The sequence below is a fragment of the Brachybacterium sp. AOP29-B2-41 genome (assembly GCF_052378395.1).
Classification (GTDB): domain Bacteria; phylum Actinomycetota; class Actinomycetes; order Actinomycetales; family Dermabacteraceae; genus Brachybacterium.
On record NZ_JBQSXR010000005.1, the window covers coordinates 168,133 to 188,618 of the forward strand.

21 protein-coding genes are annotated in these 20,486 nt (G+C 70.4%); 13 read left to right on the top strand and 8 right to left on the bottom strand.

Annotated features, from left to right (window positions below):
* The first annotated feature begins 132 nt into the window (after positions 1-132).
* The 4 genes from ACT3T9_RS07035 to ACT3T9_RS07050 are packed head-to-tail and all read left to right on the top strand — an operon-like array spanning position 133 to position 4,507.
* A complete protein-coding gene (locus ACT3T9_RS07035; protein ID WP_444606201.1) occupies positions 133-876 on the top strand; it encodes a GntR family transcriptional regulator in 744 nt (247 codons plus the stop codon).
* On the top strand, positions 873-2,390 hold the full coding sequence (locus tag ACT3T9_RS07040; protein ID WP_441446123.1) for an MmgE/PrpD family protein: 1,518 nt from the start codon (positions 873-875) through the stop codon (positions 2,388-2,390). Before ACT3T9_RS07035 ends, ACT3T9_RS07040 begins: the two co-directional genes overlap by 4 nt.
* Positions 2,390-3,337 carry a methylisocitrate lyase gene (gene prpB, locus ACT3T9_RS07045; RefSeq protein ID WP_442332796.1) on the top strand — a complete coding sequence of 316 codons (948 nt, stop codon included), beginning with the start codon at positions 2,390-2,392 and terminating at the stop codon, positions 3,335-3,337. Before ACT3T9_RS07040 ends, prpB begins: the two co-directional genes overlap by 1 nt.
* 3 nt (positions 3,338-3,340) lie before the next feature.
* On the top strand, positions 3,341-4,507 hold the full coding sequence (locus tag ACT3T9_RS07050) for a bifunctional 2-methylcitrate synthase/citrate synthase (protein ID WP_444601134.1): 1,167 nt from the start codon (positions 3,341-3,343) through the stop codon (positions 4,505-4,507).
* 135 nt (positions 4,508-4,642) lie between these two features.
* Here the strand turns inward: ACT3T9_RS07050 and ACT3T9_RS07055 are convergent, their stop codons facing one another.
* Positions 4,643-5,428, bottom strand: coding sequence for a FadR/GntR family transcriptional regulator (locus ACT3T9_RS07055; RefSeq protein ID WP_444606202.1), 786 nt, complete (start codon positions 5,426-5,428; stop codon positions 4,643-4,645).
* Positions 5,429-5,616: 188 nt separating this feature from the next.
* Here ACT3T9_RS07055 and ACT3T9_RS07060 point away from each other — a divergent pair, with 188 nt between their 5' ends.
* The 3 genes from ACT3T9_RS07060 to ilvD are packed head-to-tail and all read left to right on the top strand — an operon-like array spanning position 5,617 to position 10,417.
* A complete protein-coding gene (locus ACT3T9_RS07060; protein WP_441446059.1) occupies positions 5,617-7,308 on the top strand; it encodes an L-lactate permease in 1,692 nt (563 codons plus the stop codon).
* Positions 7,309-7,361: 53 nt separating this feature from the next.
* Entirely contained in the window at positions 7,362-8,612 is a 1,251-nt protein-coding gene (locus tag ACT3T9_RS07065) for an alpha-hydroxy acid oxidase (protein ID WP_441446060.1), read from the top strand.
* A 47-nt stretch (positions 8,613-8,659) separates the two neighbouring features.
* On the top strand, positions 8,660-10,417 hold the full coding sequence (ilvD, locus tag ACT3T9_RS07070; protein WP_441446061.1) for a dihydroxy-acid dehydratase: 1,758 nt from the start codon (positions 8,660-8,662) through the stop codon (positions 10,415-10,417).
* Between the two features lie 83 nt (positions 10,418-10,500).
* Here ilvD and ACT3T9_RS07075 read toward each other — a convergent pair whose 3' ends face one another.
* The 6 genes from ACT3T9_RS07075 to ACT3T9_RS07100 all read right to left on the bottom strand — a co-directional run bounded on the left by ACT3T9_RS07075 (position 10,501) and on the right by ACT3T9_RS07100 (position 14,739).
* Entirely contained in the window at positions 10,501-11,067 is a 567-nt protein-coding gene (locus tag ACT3T9_RS07075) for an AAA family ATPase (protein WP_444606203.1), read from the bottom strand.
* Position 11,068: 1 nt separating this feature from the next.
* Positions 11,069-11,845: a class I SAM-dependent methyltransferase gene (locus ACT3T9_RS07080; protein WP_441446063.1), complete on the bottom strand. Its 777-nt coding sequence runs from the start codon at positions 11,843-11,845 to the stop codon at positions 11,069-11,071.
* Positions 11,846-11,940: 95 nt separating this feature from the next.
* Positions 11,941-13,098 carry a PEP/pyruvate-binding domain-containing protein gene (locus tag ACT3T9_RS07085; RefSeq protein ID WP_441446064.1) on the bottom strand — a complete coding sequence of 386 codons (1,158 nt, stop codon included), beginning with the start codon at positions 13,096-13,098 and terminating at the stop codon, positions 11,941-11,943.
* Positions 13,098-13,694: a histidine phosphatase family protein gene (locus ACT3T9_RS07090; RefSeq protein ID WP_442331724.1), complete on the bottom strand. Its 597-nt coding sequence runs from the start codon at positions 13,692-13,694 to the stop codon at positions 13,098-13,100. The genes ACT3T9_RS07085 and ACT3T9_RS07090 overlap by 1 nt, the downstream gene beginning before the upstream one ends.
* Positions 13,691-14,341, bottom strand: a complete 651-nt coding sequence (locus ACT3T9_RS07095) for a hypothetical protein (RefSeq protein ID WP_444606204.1) — start codon at positions 14,339-14,341, stop codon at positions 13,691-13,693. Before ACT3T9_RS07095 ends, ACT3T9_RS07090 begins: the two co-directional genes overlap by 4 nt.
* Entirely contained in the window at positions 14,338-14,739 is a 402-nt protein-coding gene (locus ACT3T9_RS07100) for a hypothetical protein (protein WP_444502624.1), read from the bottom strand. The genes ACT3T9_RS07095 and ACT3T9_RS07100 overlap by 4 nt, the downstream gene beginning before the upstream one ends.
* Positions 14,740-14,850: 111 nt before the next feature.
* Between ACT3T9_RS07100 and ACT3T9_RS07105 the strand changes: the two genes are divergently transcribed.
* Together ACT3T9_RS07105 and ACT3T9_RS07110 are read left to right on the top strand one after the other, a co-directional pair.
* On the top strand, positions 14,851-15,627 hold the full coding sequence (locus tag ACT3T9_RS07105; RefSeq protein WP_442331723.1) for a phosphotransferase: 777 nt from the start codon (positions 14,851-14,853) through the stop codon (positions 15,625-15,627).
* A 71-nt stretch (positions 15,628-15,698) separates the two neighbouring features.
* A complete protein-coding gene (locus ACT3T9_RS07110; protein ID WP_442331722.1) occupies positions 15,699-16,019 on the top strand; it encodes a hypothetical protein in 321 nt (106 codons plus the stop codon).
* An 18-nt stretch (positions 16,020-16,037) separates the two neighbouring features.
* Here ACT3T9_RS07110 and ACT3T9_RS07115 read toward each other — a convergent pair whose 3' ends face one another.
* Positions 16,038-16,757: a TetR/AcrR family transcriptional regulator gene (locus ACT3T9_RS07115; protein ID WP_442331721.1), complete on the bottom strand. Its 720-nt coding sequence runs from the start codon at positions 16,755-16,757 to the stop codon at positions 16,038-16,040.
* Between the two features lie 107 nt (positions 16,758-16,864).
* On the opposite strand from ACT3T9_RS07115, the gene ACT3T9_RS07120 reads away from it, so the two are divergent.
* The 4 genes from ACT3T9_RS07120 (at position 16,865) to ACT3T9_RS07135 (ending at position 20,442) form a co-directional block, all read left to right on the top strand.
* Complete coding sequence (locus ACT3T9_RS07120) at positions 16,865-17,845, top strand: NAD-dependent epimerase/dehydratase family protein (protein WP_444606205.1); 981 nt, start codon at positions 16,865-16,867, stop codon at positions 17,843-17,845.
* A 43-nt stretch (positions 17,846-17,888) separates the two neighbouring features.
* The gene (locus ACT3T9_RS07125; RefSeq protein ID WP_441446072.1) at positions 17,889-18,344 is read left to right on the top strand and encodes an SRPBCC family protein; all 456 of its coding nucleotides are present in this window, start codon (positions 17,889-17,891) and stop codon (positions 18,342-18,344) included.
* Positions 18,345-18,472: 128 nt separating this feature from the next.
* Positions 18,473-19,810, top strand: a complete 1,338-nt coding sequence (locus ACT3T9_RS07130; RefSeq protein WP_444606206.1) for a sensor histidine kinase — start codon at positions 18,473-18,475, stop codon at positions 19,808-19,810.
* A complete protein-coding gene (locus ACT3T9_RS07135; RefSeq protein ID WP_441446074.1) occupies positions 19,798-20,442 on the top strand; it encodes a response regulator transcription factor in 645 nt (214 codons plus the stop codon). Before ACT3T9_RS07130 ends, ACT3T9_RS07135 begins: the two co-directional genes overlap by 13 nt.
* Positions 20,443-20,486 lie beyond the last annotated feature (44 nt).

Genomic DNA, 20,486 nt, shown 5'->3' on the forward strand with positions numbered 1-20,486 from the left:
GAGCCCGGCGCGCTCCCAGAGCGCACCGCGGACACTGCGGCACACGCCCATCGGTATACACAAGTGCGGGACACCCTCGATATCGGGCGGGATTCAGGCCGCAGGCACCTATCCCTGTATACACTCGGCCGTATGCGTGCCAGCGATCGGGCTTACCGGGCCCTCCGTGAGGAGATCATCGACGGCGCCCTCACACCAGGCACGGTCCTCGGTGAAGTGGAGCAGTCCGCACGCCTGGGCTTGTCCCGCACTCCGCTCCGCGAAGCTCTCTCGAGGCTCGTCGCCGATGGTCTGGCGGCACCCGCGAGCGGGCGCGGGGTCGTCGTCACCGCCGTCTCGCTCGCCGAAGCCCCGAAGCTGTTCGACCTGCGCATCGCCCTGGAGACCCTCGCCAGCCGTCGCGCCGCAGAACACGCAGCCCACCCCACCGACGGCCCTGCGCTGCGCGAGACCTTCCGAAGCCTTGCCGACCGCTTCGACCGCGCCACCGTCGACCTTGCCGCCGGCGCCGACCCCACCGGTTACTACGCCCTGACCGCGGAGCTCGACGCCGCGCTCGACAGCGCCAGCGGCAATACCTACCTGGCGGACTCCCTGCGTGGGCTGCGCCTGCATCTGGGGCGCCTGCGCCGCCTGGCCCGCAACTCCCCCACCCGTCTCGCCGCCTCCGCGCGAGAGCATGCCGCGATCGCTCACGCCGTCGCCGTCGGAGATCCGGAGCTCGCCGCCGCCACCACCGTCGTTCATCTCCACCATGCCCTCGCCCACCTGCAGGGCGACCACCCGGAACCCGAAGTCCCCACTGACCACACCGACCCCACTGACCGCACAGACCACACAGACCGCTCTGCGCCCACCCAGGAGAGATCAGCATGAGAGACCACGCCGTCCGCGTCCACCGCTCCGACGAGAACCTGCCCCGCGAGGGCCAGCTGGCCTGGAAGATGGCCGAGGTCGCCGTCGACCCGGTCGAGGTCGACTCCGAGGTCGAGGAGATGATCATCAACCGGATCATCGACAACGCCTCGGTCGCCATCGCCTCCCTGAATCGCGCCCCGATCGTCTCTGCACGCAGCCAGGCGCTCAGCCACCCGGTCTCCACCGGCGGCAGCGGCGCGAGCGTCTTCGGCATCGCCCAGCACACCTCTCCCGAGTGGGCGGCCTGGGCGAACGGCGTGGCGGTGCGCGAGCTGGATTATCACGACACCTTCCTCGCCGCGGATTACTCCCACCCCGGGGACAACATCCCTCCGATTCTCGCCGTCGCCGAGCACACCGGCCGTTCCGGCCAGGATCTGATCCGCGGCATCGCCACCGGCTATGAGCTGCAGGTCGACCTGGTACGGGCGATCTGCCTGCATAAGCACAAGATCGACCACGTCGCCCACCTGGGCCCGTCGGCCGCCGCCGGTATCGGCACCCTGCTAGGGCTGGACACCGAGACCGTGTTCCAGGCCATCGGCCAGGCGCTGCACACCACCACCGCCACCCGTCAGTCCCGAAAGGGCGAGATCTCCACCTGGAAGGCCCACGCCCCTGCCTTCGCCGGGAAGCTGGCCGTCGAGGCGGCGGACCGGTCGATGCGCGGCCAGACCTCCCCGGTCCCGATCTACGAGGGCGAGGACGGCGTGATCGCCTGGCTGCTGGATGGCCCCGATGCCCGCTACACGGTGCCGCTGCCTGAGGCCGGTGAGGCCAAGCGGTCCATCCTGGACACCTACACCAAGGAGCACTCGGCGGAGTACCAGGCGCAGGCCTGGATCGACCTGGCCCGCCGGCTGCACCGCGAGCATCCCGAGACCACCGATCCGGGCAACGTCGCCTCGATCCTGATCCGCACCTCCCATCACACCCACTTCGTGATCGGCTCCGGCGCGAACGATCCGCAGAAGTACGATCCGACGGCCTCGCGGGAGACCCTCGACCACTCGATCCCGTACATCTTCACCGTTGCCCTGCAGGACGGCTCCTGGCATCACGTGGACTCCTACGCCCCTGAGCGGGCCGCCCGCCCCGACACCGTGGCGCTGTGGCACAAGGTCACCACCGAGGAGGATGCGGAGTGGACCCGTCGGTACCACTCCCTGGACCTCACGGAGAAGGCCTTCGGCGGCGCCGTGGTCATCACGCTCACCGACGGCACCGTGATCGAGGATCAGATCGCCGTGGCGGACGCCCACCCCCAGGGCGCCCGGCCCTTCGCCCGCGAGCAGTACATCGGCAAGTTCCGCACCCTCGCCGACGGCCTCGTCGAATCCTCGGAGATCGAACGATTCCTCGAGGCCGCGGCGAACCTCTCGCAGCTGCCCGCCGGGGAGCTGGGTCGGCTGAACATCCAGGCCGCCCCCGGCATGATCGATGCGTCGGCCGGACCGAAGGGGCTGTTCTGATGCTGTCCTCCACCAGGACTCCCGCGCAGAAGCGCCAGGAGCTGCGCGCCCTGCTGACGCCCGGCGCAGCGCAGCCTTTTCCCGGCGCGTTCACGCCGCTGTCGGCGAAGCTCATCCAGGAGAAGGGCTTCCCCGGGGTGTACATCTCCGGGGCGGTGATCGCCAACGAACTGGGGTTGCCGGACGTGGGCCTGACGACGCTGAGCGAGGTCGCTGCCCGCGGTGCGCAGATCGCCCGCTCCACTGACCTGCCCTGCCTGATCGATGCCGATACCGGCTTCGGCGAGCCGATGAACGTGGCCCGCACGATCCAGGAGCTCGAGGACGCCGGGCTCGCCGGCTGCCACATCGAGGACCAGGTCAACCCCAAGCGCTGCGGCCACCTCGACGGCAAGGCCATGGTGGACCTGGAAACCGCGACCCAGCGGATCCGCGCCGCGGCGGACGGCCGCCGGGATCCGAACTTCCTGGTCATGGCCCGCACTGATCTGCGCGCCACCGACGGGCTCGACGCCGCGATCGGCCGGATGAAGGCTCTGGTGGATGCCGGAGCCGATGCGATCTTCCCGGAAGCGCTGAAGGATCTGGGTGAGTTCGAGCAGGTCTGTGCGGCGCTGGACGTGCCGGTGCTCGCGAATATGACCGAGTTTGGGAAGTCCGGGCTGTACACCCGCGAGCAGCTCGCCGCGACCGGGGTCGCGATGGTGATCTACCCCGTCACGCTGCTGCGCGCCGCGATGGGCGCAGCCGAGCGGGTGCTGGAGACGATCCTCGCCGAAGGCACCCAGCAGTCTCGCGTTCCCGAGATGCTCACCCGTGCACGCCTGTACGAACTGGTGGACTATGAGGGCTACAACCGTTTCGACGCCTCCGTGTTCGACTTCGAGGTCCCTGCCGCCCATCGCACGTCCACCACCCCAGACACCGCCGTCGATTCCCAGGAGTGAGCCATGAGCGAGAACGACCAGACCACTGAGATCCGCAAGGGCCTGAACGGGGTCGTCGCCGATGTCTCCGGCATCTCGAAGGTCAACCCCGAGACCAACTCGCTGCTCTACCGCGGCTACCCGGTGCCGCAGCTGGCCGCGACCCAGCCCTTCGAGGCGGTCGCGCACCTGCTGTGGATCGGAGAGCTCCCCGATGCGCAGGAGCTGGCCGAGGCCACCCGCCACGAGCGCACCCACCGGGCCCTCGCCCCCGAGGTGAAGGCGGCGATGGACTCGCTGCCCACCACCTGCCATCCGATGGATGCGGTGCGCACGGCCGTCTCGGTGCTCGGCGCACTCGATCCCGCCGCGGAGGACTCCTCCCCCGGAGCCGAGTTGGAGAAGGCCAAGCGCCTGTTCGCGCAGCTGCCGGCAGTGATCGCCTACGAGCAGCGGCGTCGGCGCGCCGGTGGGCCGACGGAGCCGATCCCGCCGCGCGAGGAGCTGGACTACTCGCAGAACTTCCTGTGGATGACCTTCGGCGAGGAGGCCGCCCCCGAGGTGGTCGATGCCTTCCGCATCTCAATGGTGCTGTACGCCGAGCACTCCTTCAACGCCTCCACCTTCACCGCCCGCGTCATCACCTCGACCCTGTCGGACCTGCACTCGGCCGTGACCGGGGCGATCGGGGCGCTCAAGGGCCCACTGCATGGCGGTGCCAATGAGGCGGTGATGCACACCTTCGACGAGCTCGGCATCCGTCCTGAGGAGACCGAGGCCGAGGCCAAGGACCGCGCCAAGGCGTGGATGGAGGACGCCTTGGCGCAGAAGAAGAAGGTGATGGGCTTCGGGCACCGTGTCTACAAGCACGGCGACTCCCGGGTGCCCACGATGAAGCAGGCGATGGACTCGATGATCACCCACTTCGACCGTCCCGAGATCCTGGGTCTGTACAACGGGTTGGAGCACGCAATGGACGAGGCCAAGGGCATCAAGCCGAACCTCGATTACCCGGCCGGCCCCACCTATCACCTGATGGGCTTCGACACGGAGCTGTTCACCCCGCTGTTCATCGCCGCGCGGGTCACGGGCTGGACCGCCCATGTGATGGAGCAGCGCGCGGCGAATGCGCTGATACGCCCGCTGTCGGTCTACGACGGCCCGGATGAACGCGAGGTGCCCGGCGCCTGAGGGCAGCGCCTCGGGGAGCTGCCCTCCCGAGCGAAGCGCCCGACGCCCCGCCCTGCCGACGCCCCGCCCTGCCGACGGGGCGTGTCCTGCCGACGGGGCGTGGGCGCGTTCGAGCCGCGGGAGCTCCTATAGATGTCAGTCGGCGGGCAGGTCCGGCAGCATGGTCGAGGCGGCGCGGATGTGCGCGGCGGTGAGCTCCGCCGCCTCCTCGGCGTGCCCGCGGGAGATCGCCTGGAAGATCGCATGATGCTGCTCGCGCAGCATCCCCGCGATGTCCTCCCACTGCGCGACCTTCGTGAACGCCTCCATGATCGGAGCCCGCAGCGACGCACGGATCGCCGCGGTCATGTCGGAGAACAGCGCATTGCCGCCGGCCTGGGCGATCGCGACGTGGAACGCGGTATCGGCGTCGTTGAAGTCCTCCCGGCTCACGCCTGGCGCATCCATCACCGCCAGCAGTCGCTCGAGCTCGGCCAGCACCTCGGCATCGGCGCGCTCGGCGGCGAGCGAGGCGCTGGCCCTTTCGAGCAGGATCCGTGTCTCGATGACCTCCTGGAGATGGAAGTTCGACAGCGCGACATGGAGGCGCAGGAACTGCTCCAGGGCGGCGCTCGGCAGTGCGGAGACGAAGGTTCCCGCCCCCCGGCCGGAGCCCACCTCGGAGCGCAGCACCCCGTAGGCCTCGAGCACCCGGATCGCCTCACGCACCCCCGCGCGGCTGACCTGCAGCCGGGAGGCGAGCTCGCGCTCGGGCGGCAGGGGGTCGCCGACGGCGAGCGCCCCGGTCATGATCTGGTCCTCGATCGCATCGATGACCAGCCGGTGCGTGCTGCTGCGCGCGACCGGCCTCCACGCGGCTCCCGCTGTCCCTGAACGGGCGCTCTGCGGTCTGACCTCATTGTCATGCGTGTTGTCGACCATTCTCACGTTCTAGCACAGCCGGCTCTCGAGGGCTACCGGGGTCTTGTCCTCCGGCGCTCGAGAGCCTAGTATCCGTCGTGTGGTCAGACCACACGACGGTCTACCATTCCTTTCCTCACCGACTCACGAGGCACGACATCGACGGCGATGCTGTGCAGCACCGCGGCTGATGTGTGTCGGAGGCTCCCATGTACACCCCAGACCTCGCACCGCTCGCCGGCAGTCTGCTGCTCTCCTCGCTCGTCGCGCTCCTCCCCCTGGTCACCATCTTCGTCACCCTCGGCGTGCTGCGCTGGAAGGCCCACTGGGCAGGCCTCGCCGCACTCGGCGTCGCGATGCTGGTCGCGGCTGTCGCCTACGGCATGCCGGTGGATCTGGTCACCCTCTCCGCGACCGAGGGCCTCGCCTTCGGCCTGTTCCCGATCATGTGGATCGTCCTGAACGCGATCTGGCTCTATGAGCTGACCGTGCGCAGCGGCCGCTTCGAGGACCTGCGCCTGGTGATCGACGCGATCTCCGACGATCCGCGCGTGCAGGCGATCATCATCGCGTTCTGCTTCGGCGGTCTGCTCGAAGCGCTCGCCGGCTTCGGGGCGCCCGTCGCCATCACCGGCGTGATGCTCATGGCGATCGGTTTCACCGCGATGCGCGCAGCGACGGTGGTGCTGATCGCCAACACCGCGCCGGTCGCCTTCGGCGCGATCGCCATCCCGATCATCACCGCTGGAAACCTCACCGGGATCCCCTACGAGCACATCGGTGCCATCATCGGCCACCAGACCCCGTTCTTCGCGGCCGTCGTCCCGCTGTTCCTGGTCTTCCTGGTCGATGGGAAGCGCGGGGTGAAACAGCTATGGCCGCTCGCCCTCGTGGTCGGCCTCGTCTTCGGGATCAGCCAGTACGTCTCGTCCAACTTCATCTCGGTCGAGCTCACCGACATCATCGCCTCGCTGGCCGGTCTCGCCGCCGCCGTGATCATGCTCCAGTTCTGGAAGCCCGAGGGCGGCAGGGACGCCCTGGAGAAGATGCGCGGCGAGCGCGAGCAGGAGGACTCCGACACCGGCCCGGTGGATGCCGGCGGTGCGGGCGTTGCCCTGGCCACCACCCCGCGCACCGATGTGCGGCTCACCCCGGGGCGCGTCGTCATGGCGCTGTTCCCCTACCTCCTGGTGATCGTCATCTTCTCGGCCTCGAAGCTGGTGCCGCTTCTCAGCTCCTTCCTCGCCTCCACCGACCTGAGGATCTCCTGGCCCGGACTCGACGGCAAGGTGTTCACGGCCGACGGCGAGATCGCCGGCAGCACCGTCTACTCCTTCCAGTGGCTCTCCTCCCCGGGCACGCTGCTGCTGATCACCGGCATCATCGTCGCGATCGTCTACAAGCTCTCGCTCCGGGACGCCGCGGACGTCTACCTCAAAAACCTCGTCAAGCTCCGCTATTCGATCCTCACCGTCGCCTCGGTACTGGCCCTGGCCTACGTGATGAACCTGTCCGGGCAGACGATCACTATCGGCACCTGGATCGCCGGCACCGGTGCGGCCTTCGCCTTCCTCTCCCCGATCCTCGGCTGGCTCGGCACGGCGGTCACCGGCTCCGACACCAGTGCGAACGCCCTGTTCGCGACCCTGCAGCAGACCGCGGCCGAGAAAGCCGGACTGGATCCCGCCCTGCTGGTCGCGGCGAACACCTCCGGCGGCGTGGTCGGCAAGATGATCAGCCCCCAGAACCTCACGATCGCCGCGACCGCCGTCGGGCTGCTCGGCCAGGAATCCGCCATCTTCCGCAAGGTGATCTGGTGGAGCCTCGGCATGCTCCTGGCCCTGTGCCTGCTCGTCGGCCTCCAGTCCACCGTCCTGTCGTGGATGATCCCGACCCTCTGACCCAGCTCCGTCCTCGTTCCCACAGCAACCGTCCACCCGCAAGGAGAATTCCCATGGTCAAGCGTCAGGTCCCCCGCCCCGCAGAGCTCCTCGAGCTCATGAAGTTCAAGCAGATCGACCTCGACTCGCGCCGCCGCCGACTCAATTCGGCGCTGTCCATCGATGACCTGCGCACGATCGCGAAGCACCGCACACCCGCAGCGGCGTTCGACTACACCGACGGCGCTGCGGAACGGGAGATCTCGATGACCCGCTCCGTCGAGGCCTTCGAGGACGTCGAGTTCCATCCCTCGATCCTCCACGACGTCTCCCAGGTGGACACCACCACCCGGATCCTCGGCGGCAGCTCCGCCCAGCCCTTCGGCATCGCTCCCACGGGGTTCACCCGGCTGATGCAGACCGAGGGGGAGATCGCCGGGGCGGGCGCGGCCGGTGCCGCCGGGATCCCCTTCACCCTCTCCACGCTCGGCACCACCTCGATCGAGGACGTCAAGGCCGAGAACCCGTTGGGACGCAACTGGTTCCAGCTCTACGTGATGAAGCAGCGGGAGATCTCCTACGGTCTGGTGGAACGGGCGGCGCAGGCCGGCTACGACACGCTGTTCTTCACCGTGGACACCCCGGTGGCGGGGGCGCGCCTGCGCGATGCCCGCAACGGCTTCTCGATCCCTCCGCAGCTGAGCCTGTCCACCGTGGTCAACGCCATCCCGCGACCCTGGTGGTGGTGGGACTTCCTGACCACCGCGAAGCTCGAGTTCGCCTCCCTCAGCGCGACCGGCGGCACCGTCGGCGAGCTGCTGAACTCCGCGATGGATCCCAGCATCGACTACGAGGACCTCGCGCAGATCCGCGAGATGTGGCCCGGGAAGTTCGCCGTCAAGGGGGTCCAGACCCTCGAGGACGCGAAGAAGCTCGCCGACCTCGGGGTCGACGCGATCGTGCTGTCCAACCACGGCGGGCGCCAGCTGGACCGTGCCCCGGTGCCCTTCCATCTGCTGCCCGAGGTGGCCCGCGAGGTGGGCCACGACCTCGAGATCATCCTCGACACCGGGATCCGCAGCGGCGCCGACATCGTCGCCTCGATCGCCCTCGGCGCCGACTTCACGATGGTCGGCCGGGCCTATCTCTACGGCCTGATGGCCGGCGGCCGGGACGGGGTCGATCGGATGATCCAGATCCTCTCCGAGGAGGTGGAGCGGACGATGAAGCTGCTGCAGGTCTCGAGCCTGAGCGACCTCACCCCGAAGCACGTCACCCAGCTGAGCCGGTACACCCGGCTCGGGGAGGGCGCGCGGATCCGCTGAGTCGTCCGGGGCTTCCCCGGTATGAGGACCAGGCATAGAGTCGGGCCATGACCGCCGACGACGCCCTCAGCACCGCAGACACTTCCTCCCCCGACGCCGACGCCACGTTCTCCGCCCCGGATATCAAGCCCCGCAGCCGCACTGTCACCGACGGGCTCGGCGCGACCGTCTCGCGCGGGATGCTCCGCGCGGTGGGCATGGGGGACGCGGACTGGGACAAGCCTCAGATCGGCATCGCGAGCTCCTGGAACGAGATCACTCCCTGCAACCTGTCGCTGGACCGGCTCGCGCAGGCGGCGAAGGACGGCGTGCACGCCGGCGGCGGCTACCCCCTGCAGTTCGGCACCATCTCCGTCTCCGACGGCATCTCGATGGGGCACGACGGCATGCATTACTCGCTGGTCTCCCGCGACATCATCGCCGACAGCGTCGAGACGGTGATGAGCGCCGAACGGCTCGACGGCTCGGTGCTGCTGGCCGGCTGCGACAAGTCCCTGCCCGGCATGCTGATGGCCGCTGCTCGCCTGGACCTGGCCAGCGTGTTCGTCTACGCGGGCACGATCATGCCCGGGCGCGTCACCTTCGAGAGCGGCGAGGAGAAGGACGTCACCATCATCGACGGCTTCGAGGCCGTCGGCGCCTGCGCCCGTGGACTGATGAGCCGCGAGGACGTCGGCCGGATCGAACGCTCGATCTGCCCGGGTGAGGGCGCGTGCGGTGGTTTCTACACGGCCAACACCATGTCGACGGCCGCCGAGGCGATCGGGATGTCGATCCCGGGCTCGGCCACACCCCCGTCGGCCGATCGCCGCCGCGATGCCGATGCCCGCCGCGCCGGCGAGGCCGTGGTGGAGATGCTCCGGCAGGGGATCACCAGCCACGACATCATGACCAAGCCCGCGTTCGAGAACGCGATCGCGGTGGTCCAGGCCTTCGGCGGCTCCACCAATGCGGTGCTGCACCTGCTGGCGATCGCCCATGAGGCCGACGTCGACCTCACCCTCGAGGACTTCGCCCGCATCGGCGCGAAGGTCCCCCACCTCGCGGATCTGAAGCCCTACGGCCGTTACGTGATGAGCGACGTCGACCACGTGGGCGGGATCCAGGTGGTCATGAAGACCCTGCTGAACGAAGGCCTGCTGGATGGGGACTGCCTCACCGTCACCGGTTCCACGATCGCGGAGAACCTCGAGGTCCTCGCCCCCCGCCCGGCCGACGGGAAGGTGCTGCGCCCTGCCTCCGCGCCGATCGCACCCACCGGCGGGATCACGATCCTGCACGGCTCGCTCGCCCCCGAGGGGGCGGTGGTGAAGTCCGCCGGCTTCGAGGAGGACGTCTTCGAGGGCACTGCCCGCGTGTTCGAGCGCGAGAAGCACGCGCTGGACGCCCTGAACGACGGCACCATCACCCACGGCGACGTGGTCGTGATCCGCTACGAGGGTCCCAAGGGCGGGCCCGGCATGCGCGAGATGCTCGCGATCACCGGCGCGATCAAGGGCGCGGGCCTGGGGAAGGACGTGCTGCTGATGACCGACGGACGCTTCTCCGGAGGCACCACGGGACTGTGCGTCGGCCACATCGCCCCGGAAGCCGTGGATGCCGGTCCGATCGCCTTCGTGCGCGACGGGGACCGGATCCGCCTGGACGTGAGCACCGGCGCACTGGACCTGCTGGTGGACCAGGCGGAGCTGGAGAAGCGCCGCGAGGGCTGGGAGCCGCTGCCGCCGAAGTTCACCAAGGGCGTGCTGGGCAAATACGTGAAGCTCGTGAAGTCCGCCTCGACCGGCGCGATCCTCGGGGACTGAGGACGGCGACGGGTGCGCGTCGGCCCGCGAGGACCAGCAGCCCGGCAGAGTGGACCTGCTCCCCCATCCCCCGGGCCGCAGCCTCAGAGCAGCGCGCGCAGCGCTGCAAGGGCCGATCCCCGGGAACCTCGTGCGTCGATCTGGTGCGCGCCGGGCCGCAGGGCGAGCACGTCCTGGAGAGCGCGGACCAGGTCGGCGGCGTCGTCCGGGCCCACGAAGGGGTCGTTGGCGGCCTGCTCGGGACGGTCAGGTGCGCTGCGGCGCGCCGCCAGCCGCTGGGCGAGCGCCGTCTCGTCCAGGACCAGCGCGGCCTCCACGAAGCAGGCGGCACTGTCCGCGGCGAGCTGCTCGAGCTCCTCGAGGAACGCAGTGCGTGCGAGGAACTGCCCGAGGACGACATCGTGCCCGTCGGCGAGGTACCGCCGGATCATCGCCACGGCGAGGCGTCGCGCCTGGAGGCCCGAGGCCGTGAGGTCCTCGTCCCAGCGGCCCAGCGAGTGCTTGATCGCGTCGATGTCCAGGGCGAGCGCGCCGGGGCGCTCGGCCGTGAGCAGCGCGGCGAGGGTGGACTTCCCGCTGCCGGGGGCACCGTTCAGCAGCAGGAGCGTCGGTGCGGCGCGGCCGGGCACCGGCTCGGGGCTCCGCGTCATCTCAGGGCTGCGATGCGACGAGGACGAGTGAGCCCTCGTACTGCGGCAGGGTCCGCAGCGTGCCGTGCCGCGCGTCCCAGGCGCCGCTGTCGAGGTCGCCGCCCAGCTCTTGCGCGAAGTGCTCCGTGGCGTCCTCGGGCACGAAGCTCCATGCCGAGCAGGAGAGCCGAGCTCCCGGATCGAGCAGCCCCTCGGGCCGCCCGTAGTAGGCCTCGTTGAAACCGTCGGTGCAATCCAGCGGGATGGGGACGAGAACGCTGCGGGCGCGCCCGCCAAGTCCTGCCTCGAGCTCGTCGAGCCCCGGATAGCGGCGGGCCTCGGTGGCGGTCACCTCCGGCGCGTACTCGGTGAGCCAGAAATCTTCCACCCGCTGCGGATCACAGGTGAGGATCACGACCGGTCCCCGGGTGACCCTCCGCATCTCACGCAGTCCGGCCGCGGTGTCCTGCCACTGGTGCACGCTGAAGGTGGTCATCGCGGCGTCGAAGGAACGGTCCGAGAAGGGCAGGCTCTCGGCGGTGCCGTCGAGAGCGCGCGACAGGTGCCCGGGGCGCTGTGCACGCATCGACTCCGAGGGCTCCACCGCCGTGACCCTGCGGTCCGTGGGTTCGTAGGAGCCGGCGCCCGCACCGACGTTCAGCACCGTGCTCGCATCGCCGAGCGCCTCGGAGATCACCTCGAACAGGCGGGGATCAGGTCGGCGATACTGCGCGTACTCACGGCCGATCGATCCGTAGTCCGCGTCGCCCGCGCTGCCGTCCGAGGTTCTTGTGCCCATGGCGGCAACCTAGGCCCCGCTCGTAGGGGCGTCAATGGCACCGGCGCCGTGGGCATCGATCGCGGTCACGTGCGGGCTGTCCTGCCCGGAGGTCGTCATCGGCGGAGGATCCCCTGGTCCCCGTCGACGGTGACGACGGCGCCGTCCGGGATCGCTGTCACCGCTCCGGGGACCGCGAGGACGGCCGGGATGCCGAGCTCCCGGGCCACGATCGCCGCGTGCGAGAGCACGCCTCCGGTCTCCGTGACCACGGCCGCGGCGATTCGGAACAGCGGGGTCCAGGCGGGATCGGTGGACCGGCAGACCAGCACGTCACCCGGGCGCACCCGGCGGAAGTCCTGCGGTCCGCGCACGATCCTGGCCGTGCCGGTCGCGACGCCGCCGCTCGCCGGAGCGCCCTGCAGCGTCCCGTGCACCGGATCGCTGCGTTGCGGTGGGCGGGGCACCGGTGCCGTGATCGGCCGCGCCTGCAGCACGTGGAGCCGATCACCGCGCAGGACCCATTCGATGTCGGCAGCGGCACCGAGCACGGAGGCCACCTCATCCCCGAGCGAGATCAGCTCATGAACCTGAGCGTCGCTGAGGGACATCTCGTGCTGCTCCCCGTCCCCGGGCCGTCGCCCGAGAATGCCCCGTGCACCGATCCTCCAGGAGTCCGGAGTGACGACCCCGCTGACGAGCTGCTCACCGGGGCCCCGCACCGCTTCGAGCATCCTCTCCTCACCGGTGAACAGCACTCCGGAGACGTCCGCGTCGAGGTAGCGCTGCACGATCACCGCCATCTCCGGCGCGGTGGACTCCCCTGGCTCGCCCGCCCCTCGGTAGGCGAGTGCATGAGGTGACCATAGGGACGCCCAGCACCGGAGGATCGCCGCCTGGACGGCATCGCTCCCCTGGACCGGAAGGATGCTCTCGTGCTGGCCGGCGGCCGAGGCCCCGGCCGTGTCCTCGTTCGTGGCGGAGGAGCGGACTGCGACCTGGGCGCCAGCGGCACGTCCGGACTCCGTCCGCAGCAGGGGCTCGAGCGCGGCGACCACGGCGGCATCGAGTCGTCCGTGCCGGATCCGCTCGCCCAGCTCGGCGGCGGGGACGGTGTCAGGGCGGAGCCCATGATGGTCCAGGTGCCGGCGGTAGGCCTGGACGGACACCACGACGCCGGCCGGCACTTCGATCCCGACGCGCAGCAGAGCCCCCAGTGCGGCGGCCTTCCCTCCCGACGTCTCGGGGCGGGCATCGCGCAGGTCGTGGAGCATCAGCGCTCCGCTCCCGGCGCGGGAGCGGCGGCAAGACCCACCAGGTGCGAGCTCTCGCCGACGAAGTGCACGAGCGGAGGGCCGTCGTCGTACTCGATGACGGTGAGCGCCGCGTTCGGCATCCCGGCGAGGGACATCCAGCTCTCCGGCGGTGCGCCCAGCGCGTCGCGCACCATCCACGCGATGGAGTAGGCGTGGGTGATCAGCACCTCGTGCGTCGGCCGTGCCTCGGCGGTGTGCGCTCGGGCGAAGCGTTCGGTGAGGCTGCGGGCGATGCGCGACCCCGCGGCCGCTTCCTCCGCTCCGAAGCCGTCGAAGAACCCCGCCCAGGGAGGGGTCACGGCCGCCAGGTCAGGAACGCACGGGATGTGGTCGATGAGCTCCGCCGCCTCGTCCACCAGCACGTGAGGAAGGCTGCGGGCGATCACCGCTGCGCTGTCGGTCGCGCGCGGCAACGGGGAGTGCCAGACCACGTCGATCGGGCAGCCCGCGAGCCGGCGTCCCAGCCTGCGGCACTGCTCGCGTCCGCGCTCGGTGAGCACGCCGAGCGCATCGGCCTCACCGTGTCGGGCGAGGTAGAGGGTGCGCCTGGTCATCGCGCGCTCTCGTTCATCTGGCCCTCGCCCGTGGAGGATCGCAGATCCTGATGGAGCTCGGCCCAGACGGCATGGCAGGACAGGACTCCCACGCCGGTGACCCAGCGGAGGCCCTCGGTGCGTGCTCGACCGACCGCGATGTCGTACTGCGCCGGGTAGCGGCCGAAGCGGGGAAGGCAGTTCAGCAGCGGGGCGAGCAGGGAGCGCAGCTCCCGTCCGAGAGCGGTGAGCGCGGTGAGCAGCTGCTCGAGCTCCCGTGCCCCCTCGGCATCGGGCACGGCTTGCACGGGAGAGGTCGATCGCAGCTGCCACATCGAGACCGTCTCGACGAAGCGGGCATTGATCCCTGCCGGCCGCTCGAATTCGGTGCTCGTCGCGGACAGCACCTCACGTGCTCCCGCTCCGTCCACATCCCGCGCGAGCAGCACGGAGAGGTGGGCCCGCCCGAGGTCGGTGAGAATCCAGCCGTGGGCCTCGGCGAAGCTCAGGGGTTCCACGAGCCCGGTACGGGTGGCCTGGTCGATGACGGTGAGGATCTCGTCAGCGGGGAGCAGGGCGCGATCGGCGATGACGTCGGCATCGGCGAAGCCGGCGAGGCGCAGCGCCTGCAGGGTCAGCAGCTCGGTTCCCGAGCGCGCGACGGTCATGCCGGATCGTGGCCGTCGGGGTCGCTCGCCATCGGCCGCTGCGAGACCCGCTGGTATCGCTGCTGAGCCGCCTGCGGAGACTGCAGGCCGAGCGCTTCGGCGACCTCCGCCCAGGTCATGCCTTCGGCGCGTGCGGTGAGCAGGAGGGCGACCTCGAGCGAGTCCAGATCGGATCGGGCCGTTTCGATCATCGTCAGTGCCGCCTTCAGCTCCTCGGGCGAGGCGGCACCGTCGGCCCGGTTCGCCCGCCACAGGGCATAGCGGAGCAGGGTCGCGGCGTCCGGTGGCTCTGCCGGGTGCTGCCAGGGGCGCGGCGGAAGGTCCTGGGCACCGGCCGTCCGTAGGTGCCGCCGGGCGTCGCTGGGGGTCGCCGGGTCGCTCTCGGTGGTGTCATGCATGTCCCCAGCATTGACCCTCAACACCCTGTTGTCAACACGTTGTTGAGGATCCGGTCTGTGACCGACGTGCCGGGCACCTCGGGCCCTCATGGAACGACTACGGTCATCCGGATGAGCATCGAGAACGGGCAGCCGCTCGAGGGCGGCAACGCCACCGCGGGCGTGGTCCGCGTCGGGGACACCGTGCGCAAGCCCTGGGGGCCGACGACACCGGCCGTGCACGAGCTGATGCGCACGGTCGCGGCGGCGGGGATCGATGTGCCCGCTGTCCGCGGCCGGGACCAGCAGGGTCGGCAGGTCCTCGAGTTCGTGCCCGGCACCTCCGCCCTCGATGCCCCTCCCCTGCGACTTGACGAGCTCAGGAGGGTGGGCCGGATGATCCGGTCGATCCATGACGCGAGTGCAGGATTCGCCCCGTCGGCCCCGGCTCCCTGGGACGCGCTGCTCCCGGTGCCGGAGGGTTCACCGGACCTGATCTGCCACGGGGACCTCACGCCGTGGAACCTGATCCTGGGCGAGCGCTGGGTCTTCATCGACTGGGATGGTGCCGCACCGAGCACCCGGCTGTGGGATCTCGCGTACTCCGCACAGGCCTTCACCCTGAACGATGTCGCCGAGGAGCCGGCCGCCGCGGCTCGTCGCCTGGCCGCCCTGATCGAGGGATACGGGGCCGACGCCGACCTCCGGGCACGACTGCCGCGCACGATGGCGGCCCGCGCCGAGGCGATGTGGACGATGCTGCGCGACGCCGACCGGGAGGGTCGTGAGCCGTGGGGTGCGATGTTCACCTCGGGCCATGGCGAGCATTGGCGGGACGTCGCCGACCACGTCAGGCGGCATGAGCCCGCGTGGGTGCGGGCCCTCTCCGATCTCGGTTCCGCCGGCTGACCGTCGCCAGGAGTGGCGAGCGCCGCGACGGGTTCCCGTGGGCTGTCACACCCCGTCCCTAGCCTCGGGGCATGTCTTCCTCAAGTTCGATCCTCGCGCACCCCGCCTCGGGCGGCACCGCCCATGCGGAGCGGGAGACGATCCGCGCCCTCCTGCTGGAACGTCGCCCGGATCTCGAGCGTCGGTTGCTGGTCGGGCCGAGCGGGGCCCTGCTGATCCCGCTGTCCACCGGGCGCAGCGTCGAGATCGGCCGGATGCGCCGGCGCGGGAGAGCCCGCTGGGTGGTGGTGACCCCCTCGGCCGACGGCGCGACGCTGCGGGAGCCGACAACGCTGGGCACCGTGGTCCGCGCAGCGCTGAGCGCTCTGCAGGAGGCCGAAGCTCGTCACTGACGCTCGACGGCAGCGTGGTCAGGCCGGCGTGATGACGTCCGCGAGCATCCGGACCTGGGCAACGAGGATGCGGTCGCCGACCGCTGCCGCATCGGCTCCGAGCTGTCCGAACACGTGCGCGCTGATCACCCCGACGAGGCTGCTCCACACGGTCAGCGCCGCGAACTCCGTGGCCGGCGTGGTCTCGATGCCGAATTCGACCAGATGGCTCTCCAGCAGCGCAGTGACCTCCGGTGCGAGGTCCGGCACTTCCCAGGAGGCGGCGGTGCCTTCGTGGGCGGCGTCGGCGGCGATGCGCAGCACCGCCTGCATCACCCGCGTGCCCTCAGCATTCGTGGCGTCCGCCGGCGCGCTGTAGTCGCGCACGGGGGTGCCGTACAGGAGCGTCCACCGCTCGGGGTGCGCGATCGCCCAGGAGCACATGCCGCCCCCGAGGGCGAGGAAGCGTGCGCGGGGATCGTTGTCGGCCGTCGCTCCGGCCGCCGCGACAGCGATGTCCACGGTGTCGGCCAGGTCGGCATAGGCATCGACGATCAGCAGGGTGAGCAGGTCATCCCGGCTGCTCACGTAGCGATAAATCGCTGAGGAGACCATTCCCAGGCCGCGGGCGATCTCGCGCACGCTCAGCCCCGCGACCCCCTGCTCGACGAGCTGCGCATTACCGAGCTCGACGATGCGCGCCATCGTGCGCTCGCGCGCGAGAGCCCTCGGGCCGGGAGAGCGAGGTGCGGGAGTCATGGCCGCATCCTCCCACACTACGAGAGCGGTGCTCTTGACTCGAAACCGAGAGCGGTGTTCACTGAACTCACGACATAGAGAGCAGTGCTCACATCTTGGAGGTCCTCATGCATCACCTCGTCATCGGAGAAGGACAGATCGGCCGCGCGATCATCGAGGGCGCCCTCACCGACGGGGACACCGTCACCGTGCTGCGCCGGACCGCGGTGCCGCCGGAGCCGGGTGTCCGCCGTGTCACCGGGGATCTTCTCGATGCCGGCGTGCTCGAAGAGGCGGCCTCCGGCGCCGAGGCGATCCATGCCTGCTTCCACGCTCCCTACGATGCGCGGGTCTGGGCGCGGGAGCTGCCGCCGCGGGAGCTCGCGGTGCTGGACACCGCGGCCTCGGCCGGCATCCCGGTGGTCTTCCCGGAGTCGATGTACGGATTCCAGGGCGGGGCCTCGGATCTCGCCGAAGGGTCCCCTCTGTCGCCGCGCGACGCCAAGGGAGAGATCCGTGGGCAGCTTCTCGCACAGCGTCGGATCCACGACGCCCGCACCCTCAGCCTCGTCGCCGCAGACCTGTCCGGGCCGACGACGGTGGGCACCGGCGCGGCCGTGGTGACCGCGATGCTCATCGAGCGGATCGCCGCGGGTTCGCGGCCGATCGTCGTCGGCGATCCCGCGGCGCCCCACGCCCTGACTTTCGTCCCAGATCTCGCCGCAGCCATGCTCCATGCGGCGCGGCATGCTGACCGCCTGGCTCCCGACGGCGACGCGGTGCTGCACGCACCCTCCGCACCCGCCCGTTCCCAGGCGGAGCTGATCACCGCAGCCAGCGCTCTCCTCGGCGCACGTGGGCGTCGGCCGCTGGTCATCCCCCGCCTCGCCGTGCGCGCGCTGGCACCGCTGAACTCCTTCGCCCGCGAGCTGCACGGCATCGCGGGGCTCTGGTACGCGCCGTGCGTGCTGCGGCCGGGGATCCTCACCACCCAGGCGGAGCTGCAGCCGACGAGCTGGGAGGACGCACTCGAGGCGACAGTGCGGGCGACAGCGCGGGCTATCGCTCGGGAGACCGGGCAGGTAACAGGGCACGCGGCGGTCGTCTGACCGTGCGGCGCGCCCGTCGGCCGCTCCTGCTAGCGTCGCGCCCATGAGCGACAGCGCACATCAGATCGATGCACAGCAGACCGACGGCACGACGGCCTCCGCGGGCGCCTCCCGTCACCTCGACATCGTCATCGAACGCCCCTGGCGCGAGGTCTACGAGTTCGCGAGCGATCCGCGGAACCTGCCCCGCTGGGCAGCAGGGCTCGCCGGCGGCGAGGTGAAGCGCGACGTCACCCAGTGGTCGATGAGCTCACCGATGGGGCGCGTACTGGTCAGCTTCGTCCCCGAGAACGAGTACGGGGTCATGGACCACACCGTCACCCTCCCCAGCGGTGAGTCCGTGCTGAACCCGCTGCGCGTGCTGGCGCTGGACGAGACCCGCTGCGAGGTCGTCTTCACCCTGCGCCGCGGCACGATGTCCGAGAGCGACTTCGCGGAGGACGCCGCGGCGGTCGCCGAGGACCTCGTCATGCTCAAGGAGATCTGCGAGCAGCGGTGAGCCGCCCCGAGCCGGGCCGGTCCCCGATCTGGACCAGCACCGGACCTGAACCGATGTCGGGCCAGCCCGACAATCGCTGACCTGGTGCCAGGATCGGGCGCGCGGTCCATCGCCGCCAGAGTGGAGACATGACCACCATGACCTTGCCCGAGACGCTCGACGCACCTCCCCCGCAGGCCGCCACACCGCTGCAGCGCTGGTCCGTCGGCCGCTGGGCCGCCCCGATCGGTCGCTTCTTCGCCTACTCGCTGATCGCCCTGCTGCTCGGGGCGATCGGCTTCTCGCTCGTCCTCGCGCTGCTCATCGCAGGCGTCTCGACCGTGATCGTCTGGGTGGGCCTGCCGATACTGATCGGTGGCGTGCTGCTCGCCCGCGGATTCGCGGCGGCCGAGCGCGCCCTGCAGTCCTCGATCCTGGACACAGAGCTGCCGACGCCCGCGCCCCGGGCCGCCCCCGCAGGCGCCGGCTGGATGCGCCGCCTCATCACTCCTCTGACAGACCCTCAGAACTGGCTGGACTCGCTGTGGGTGCTGGTGAACTTCCTCCTGGTGCTGATCACCTTCCCCCTCGCGATGGCCTGGACCGTCGGAGCCATCGCCACGGTGGGCGGGCCCGTCGCGACCCTCATCCTCGAGCAGGTGCTGCCGCCCGCCGACAACAGCGGCCTCGGCGAGCTGTTCGGGGTGCCGGAGCCATACGCACTCCCGGTAGACATGGCCCTGCAGTTCCTCATCGGCCTGCTGTTCCTGCTGACCCTCGGCCCCGTGGTGCGCGGCCTGGCCGCACTGCACCGAGGCGTGGCCCGCGGCATGCTGAGCTCGCGCTACCACGAGCAGCAGCAGCTGCTGCGCACCGAGCAGTCGCGCGCAGCCGGCCGCACCGCCGAGTCCACCGCCCTGCGCCGACTCGAACGGGACCTGCACGACGGCCCCCAGCAGCGCCTCGTACGTGCCTCGATGGACCTCGCCCGCGTCGAAGCCCTCGCGGCGAAGGACCCGGCAAAGGCCCAGGCCGTGCTGCGCGAGACGCGTGAGCAGCTGGGGCTGACCTTGGACGATCTCCGTCGCCTCTCCCGCGGGATCGCCCCGCCGGTCCTGGTCGATCGCGGACTCGCCGCGGCACTCACCGAGCTGGCAGCGATCTCCCCGATCCCCACGACGATCGAGAGCCCCGAGCTGACACTTCCCGAGCACGTCGAGATCGGCATCTACTACGTGGTCTCCGAAGCACTGACCAACGCTGCCAAGCACTCCGGTGCCGCCGGCATCGTGGTGGAAGTGGCACGAATCGGGGATGATGCCTGGGTGAGGATCGAAGACGACGGGCGCGGAGGCGCCGAGATGCGCACCGGCGGCGGCCTGGCAGGGCTCGCAGGCCGTGTCGCCTCCCTGGAGGGACGCCTGACGGTGACCTCGCCACCCGCACACGGAACCCGGATCGAGGCCGTGATCCCATGCGAATCCTGATCGCCGACGACTCCGCGCTGATCCGTGAAGGACTGCGCCTGGTGCTCGAGGAGGCCGACCACACGGTGGTGGGCACCGCCGCGACCGGCACGGAGCTGGTGGTGCGCGCCCTCGAACTCCGGCCGGACCTCGTGATCTCGGACATCCGGATGCCACCCAGCCACACCGATGAAGGCCTGCGTGCCGCGCAGCAGATCAGAGCACAGTGGCCGGGAGCACCGATCGTGCTGCTCAGCCAGTACGTGGTGGTCGGCTATGCGACCGAGCTGATCGAGTCCGGGGCCAGCGCCACGGGCTACCTGCTGAAGGACCGGATCTTCGACATCCGCTCCTTCCTCGAGTCGATCGAGCGAGTCGCCGCGGGAGGCGTCGCGATCGACCCGGACGTGGTGGGACAGGTGATCTCCTCCCGCCGGCGCACGCCGCTGGACGAGCTCACCCCGCGCGAGCGCGAGGTGCTCGAGCTGATGGGCGAGGGCCTGACCAATGCGGGGATCTCCGAGCGGCTCTTCATCAGCGGGGGCGCGGTGGAGAAGCACACTCAGCGCCTGTTCGCGAAGCTCGGACTCAGCGAGGACTCGAGTGTTCACCGGCGGGTCACCGCAGTGCTGACGCTGCTGGGCGGCAAGTGACCGTTAGCTGACTGACGGAGCTGCGGGGGAAGGTGGCTGCGGTG

Bases quoted from the DNA above. Each gene is read 5' to 3' on its own strand.
- ACT3T9_RS07080 (WP_441446063.1), bottom strand. From the start codon at position 11,845: ATGGGCACAAGAACCTCGGACGGCAGCGCGGGCGACGCGGACTACGGA.
- ACT3T9_RS07055 (WP_444606202.1), bottom strand. From the start codon at position 5,428: ATGGTCGACAACACGCATGACAATGAGGTCAGACCGCAGAGCGCCCGT.
- ACT3T9_RS07095 (WP_444606204.1), bottom strand. From the start codon at position 14,341: ATGACCGTCGCGCGCTCGGGAACCGAGCTGCTGACCCTGCAGGCGCTG.
- ACT3T9_RS07125 (WP_441446072.1), top strand. From the start codon at position 17,889: ATGAGCGACAGCGCACATCAGATCGATGCACAGCAGACCGACGGCACG.
- ACT3T9_RS07115 (WP_442331721.1), bottom strand. From the start codon at position 16,757: ATGACTCCCGCACCTCGCTCTCCCGGCCCGAGGGCTCTCGCGCGCGAG.
- ACT3T9_RS07090 (WP_442331724.1), bottom strand. From the start codon at position 13,694: ATGACCAGGCGCACCCTCTACCTCGCCCGACACGGTGAGGCCGATGCG.
- ACT3T9_RS07085 (WP_441446064.1), bottom strand. From the start codon at position 13,098: ATGCTCCACGACCTGCGCGATGCCCGCCCCGAGACGTCGGGAGGGAAG.
- ACT3T9_RS07100 (WP_444502624.1), bottom strand. From the start codon at position 14,739: ATGCATGACACCACCGAGAGCGACCCGGCGACCCCCAGCGACGCCCGG.
- ACT3T9_RS07130 (WP_444606206.1), top strand. From the start codon at position 18,473: ATGACCACCATGACCTTGCCCGAGACGCTCGACGCACCTCCCCCGCAG.
- ACT3T9_RS07040 (WP_441446123.1), top strand. From the start codon at position 873: ATGAGAGACCACGCCGTCCGCGTCCACCGCTCCGACGAGAACCTGCCC.
- ACT3T9_RS07105 (WP_442331723.1), top strand. From the start codon at position 14,851: ATGAGCATCGAGAACGGGCAGCCGCTCGAGGGCGGCAACGCCACCGCG.
- ACT3T9_RS07110 (WP_442331722.1), top strand. From the start codon at position 15,699: ATGTCTTCCTCAAGTTCGATCCTCGCGCACCCCGCCTCGGGCGGCACC.
- ACT3T9_RS07075 (WP_444606203.1), bottom strand. From the start codon at position 11,067: ATGACGCGGAGCCCCGAGCCGGTGCCCGGCCGCGCCGCACCGACGCTC.
- ACT3T9_RS07065 (WP_441446060.1), top strand. From the start codon at position 7,362: ATGGTCAAGCGTCAGGTCCCCCGCCCCGCAGAGCTCCTCGAGCTCATG.
- ACT3T9_RS07050 (WP_444601134.1), top strand. From the start codon at position 3,341: ATGAGCGAGAACGACCAGACCACTGAGATCCGCAAGGGCCTGAACGGG.
- ACT3T9_RS07060 (WP_441446059.1), top strand. From the start codon at position 5,617: ATGTACACCCCAGACCTCGCACCGCTCGCCGGCAGTCTGCTGCTCTCC.
- prpB (WP_442332796.1), top strand. From the start codon at position 2,390: ATGCTGTCCTCCACCAGGACTCCCGCGCAGAAGCGCCAGGAGCTGCGC.
- ACT3T9_RS07135 (WP_441446074.1), top strand. From the start codon at position 19,798: ATGCGAATCCTGATCGCCGACGACTCCGCGCTGATCCGTGAAGGACTG.
- ACT3T9_RS07120 (WP_444606205.1), top strand. From the start codon at position 16,865: ATGCATCACCTCGTCATCGGAGAAGGACAGATCGGCCGCGCGATCATC.
- ilvD (WP_441446061.1), top strand. From the start codon at position 8,660: ATGACCGCCGACGACGCCCTCAGCACCGCAGACACTTCCTCCCCCGAC.
- ACT3T9_RS07035 (WP_444606201.1), top strand. From the start codon at position 133: ATGCGTGCCAGCGATCGGGCTTACCGGGCCCTCCGTGAGGAGATCATC.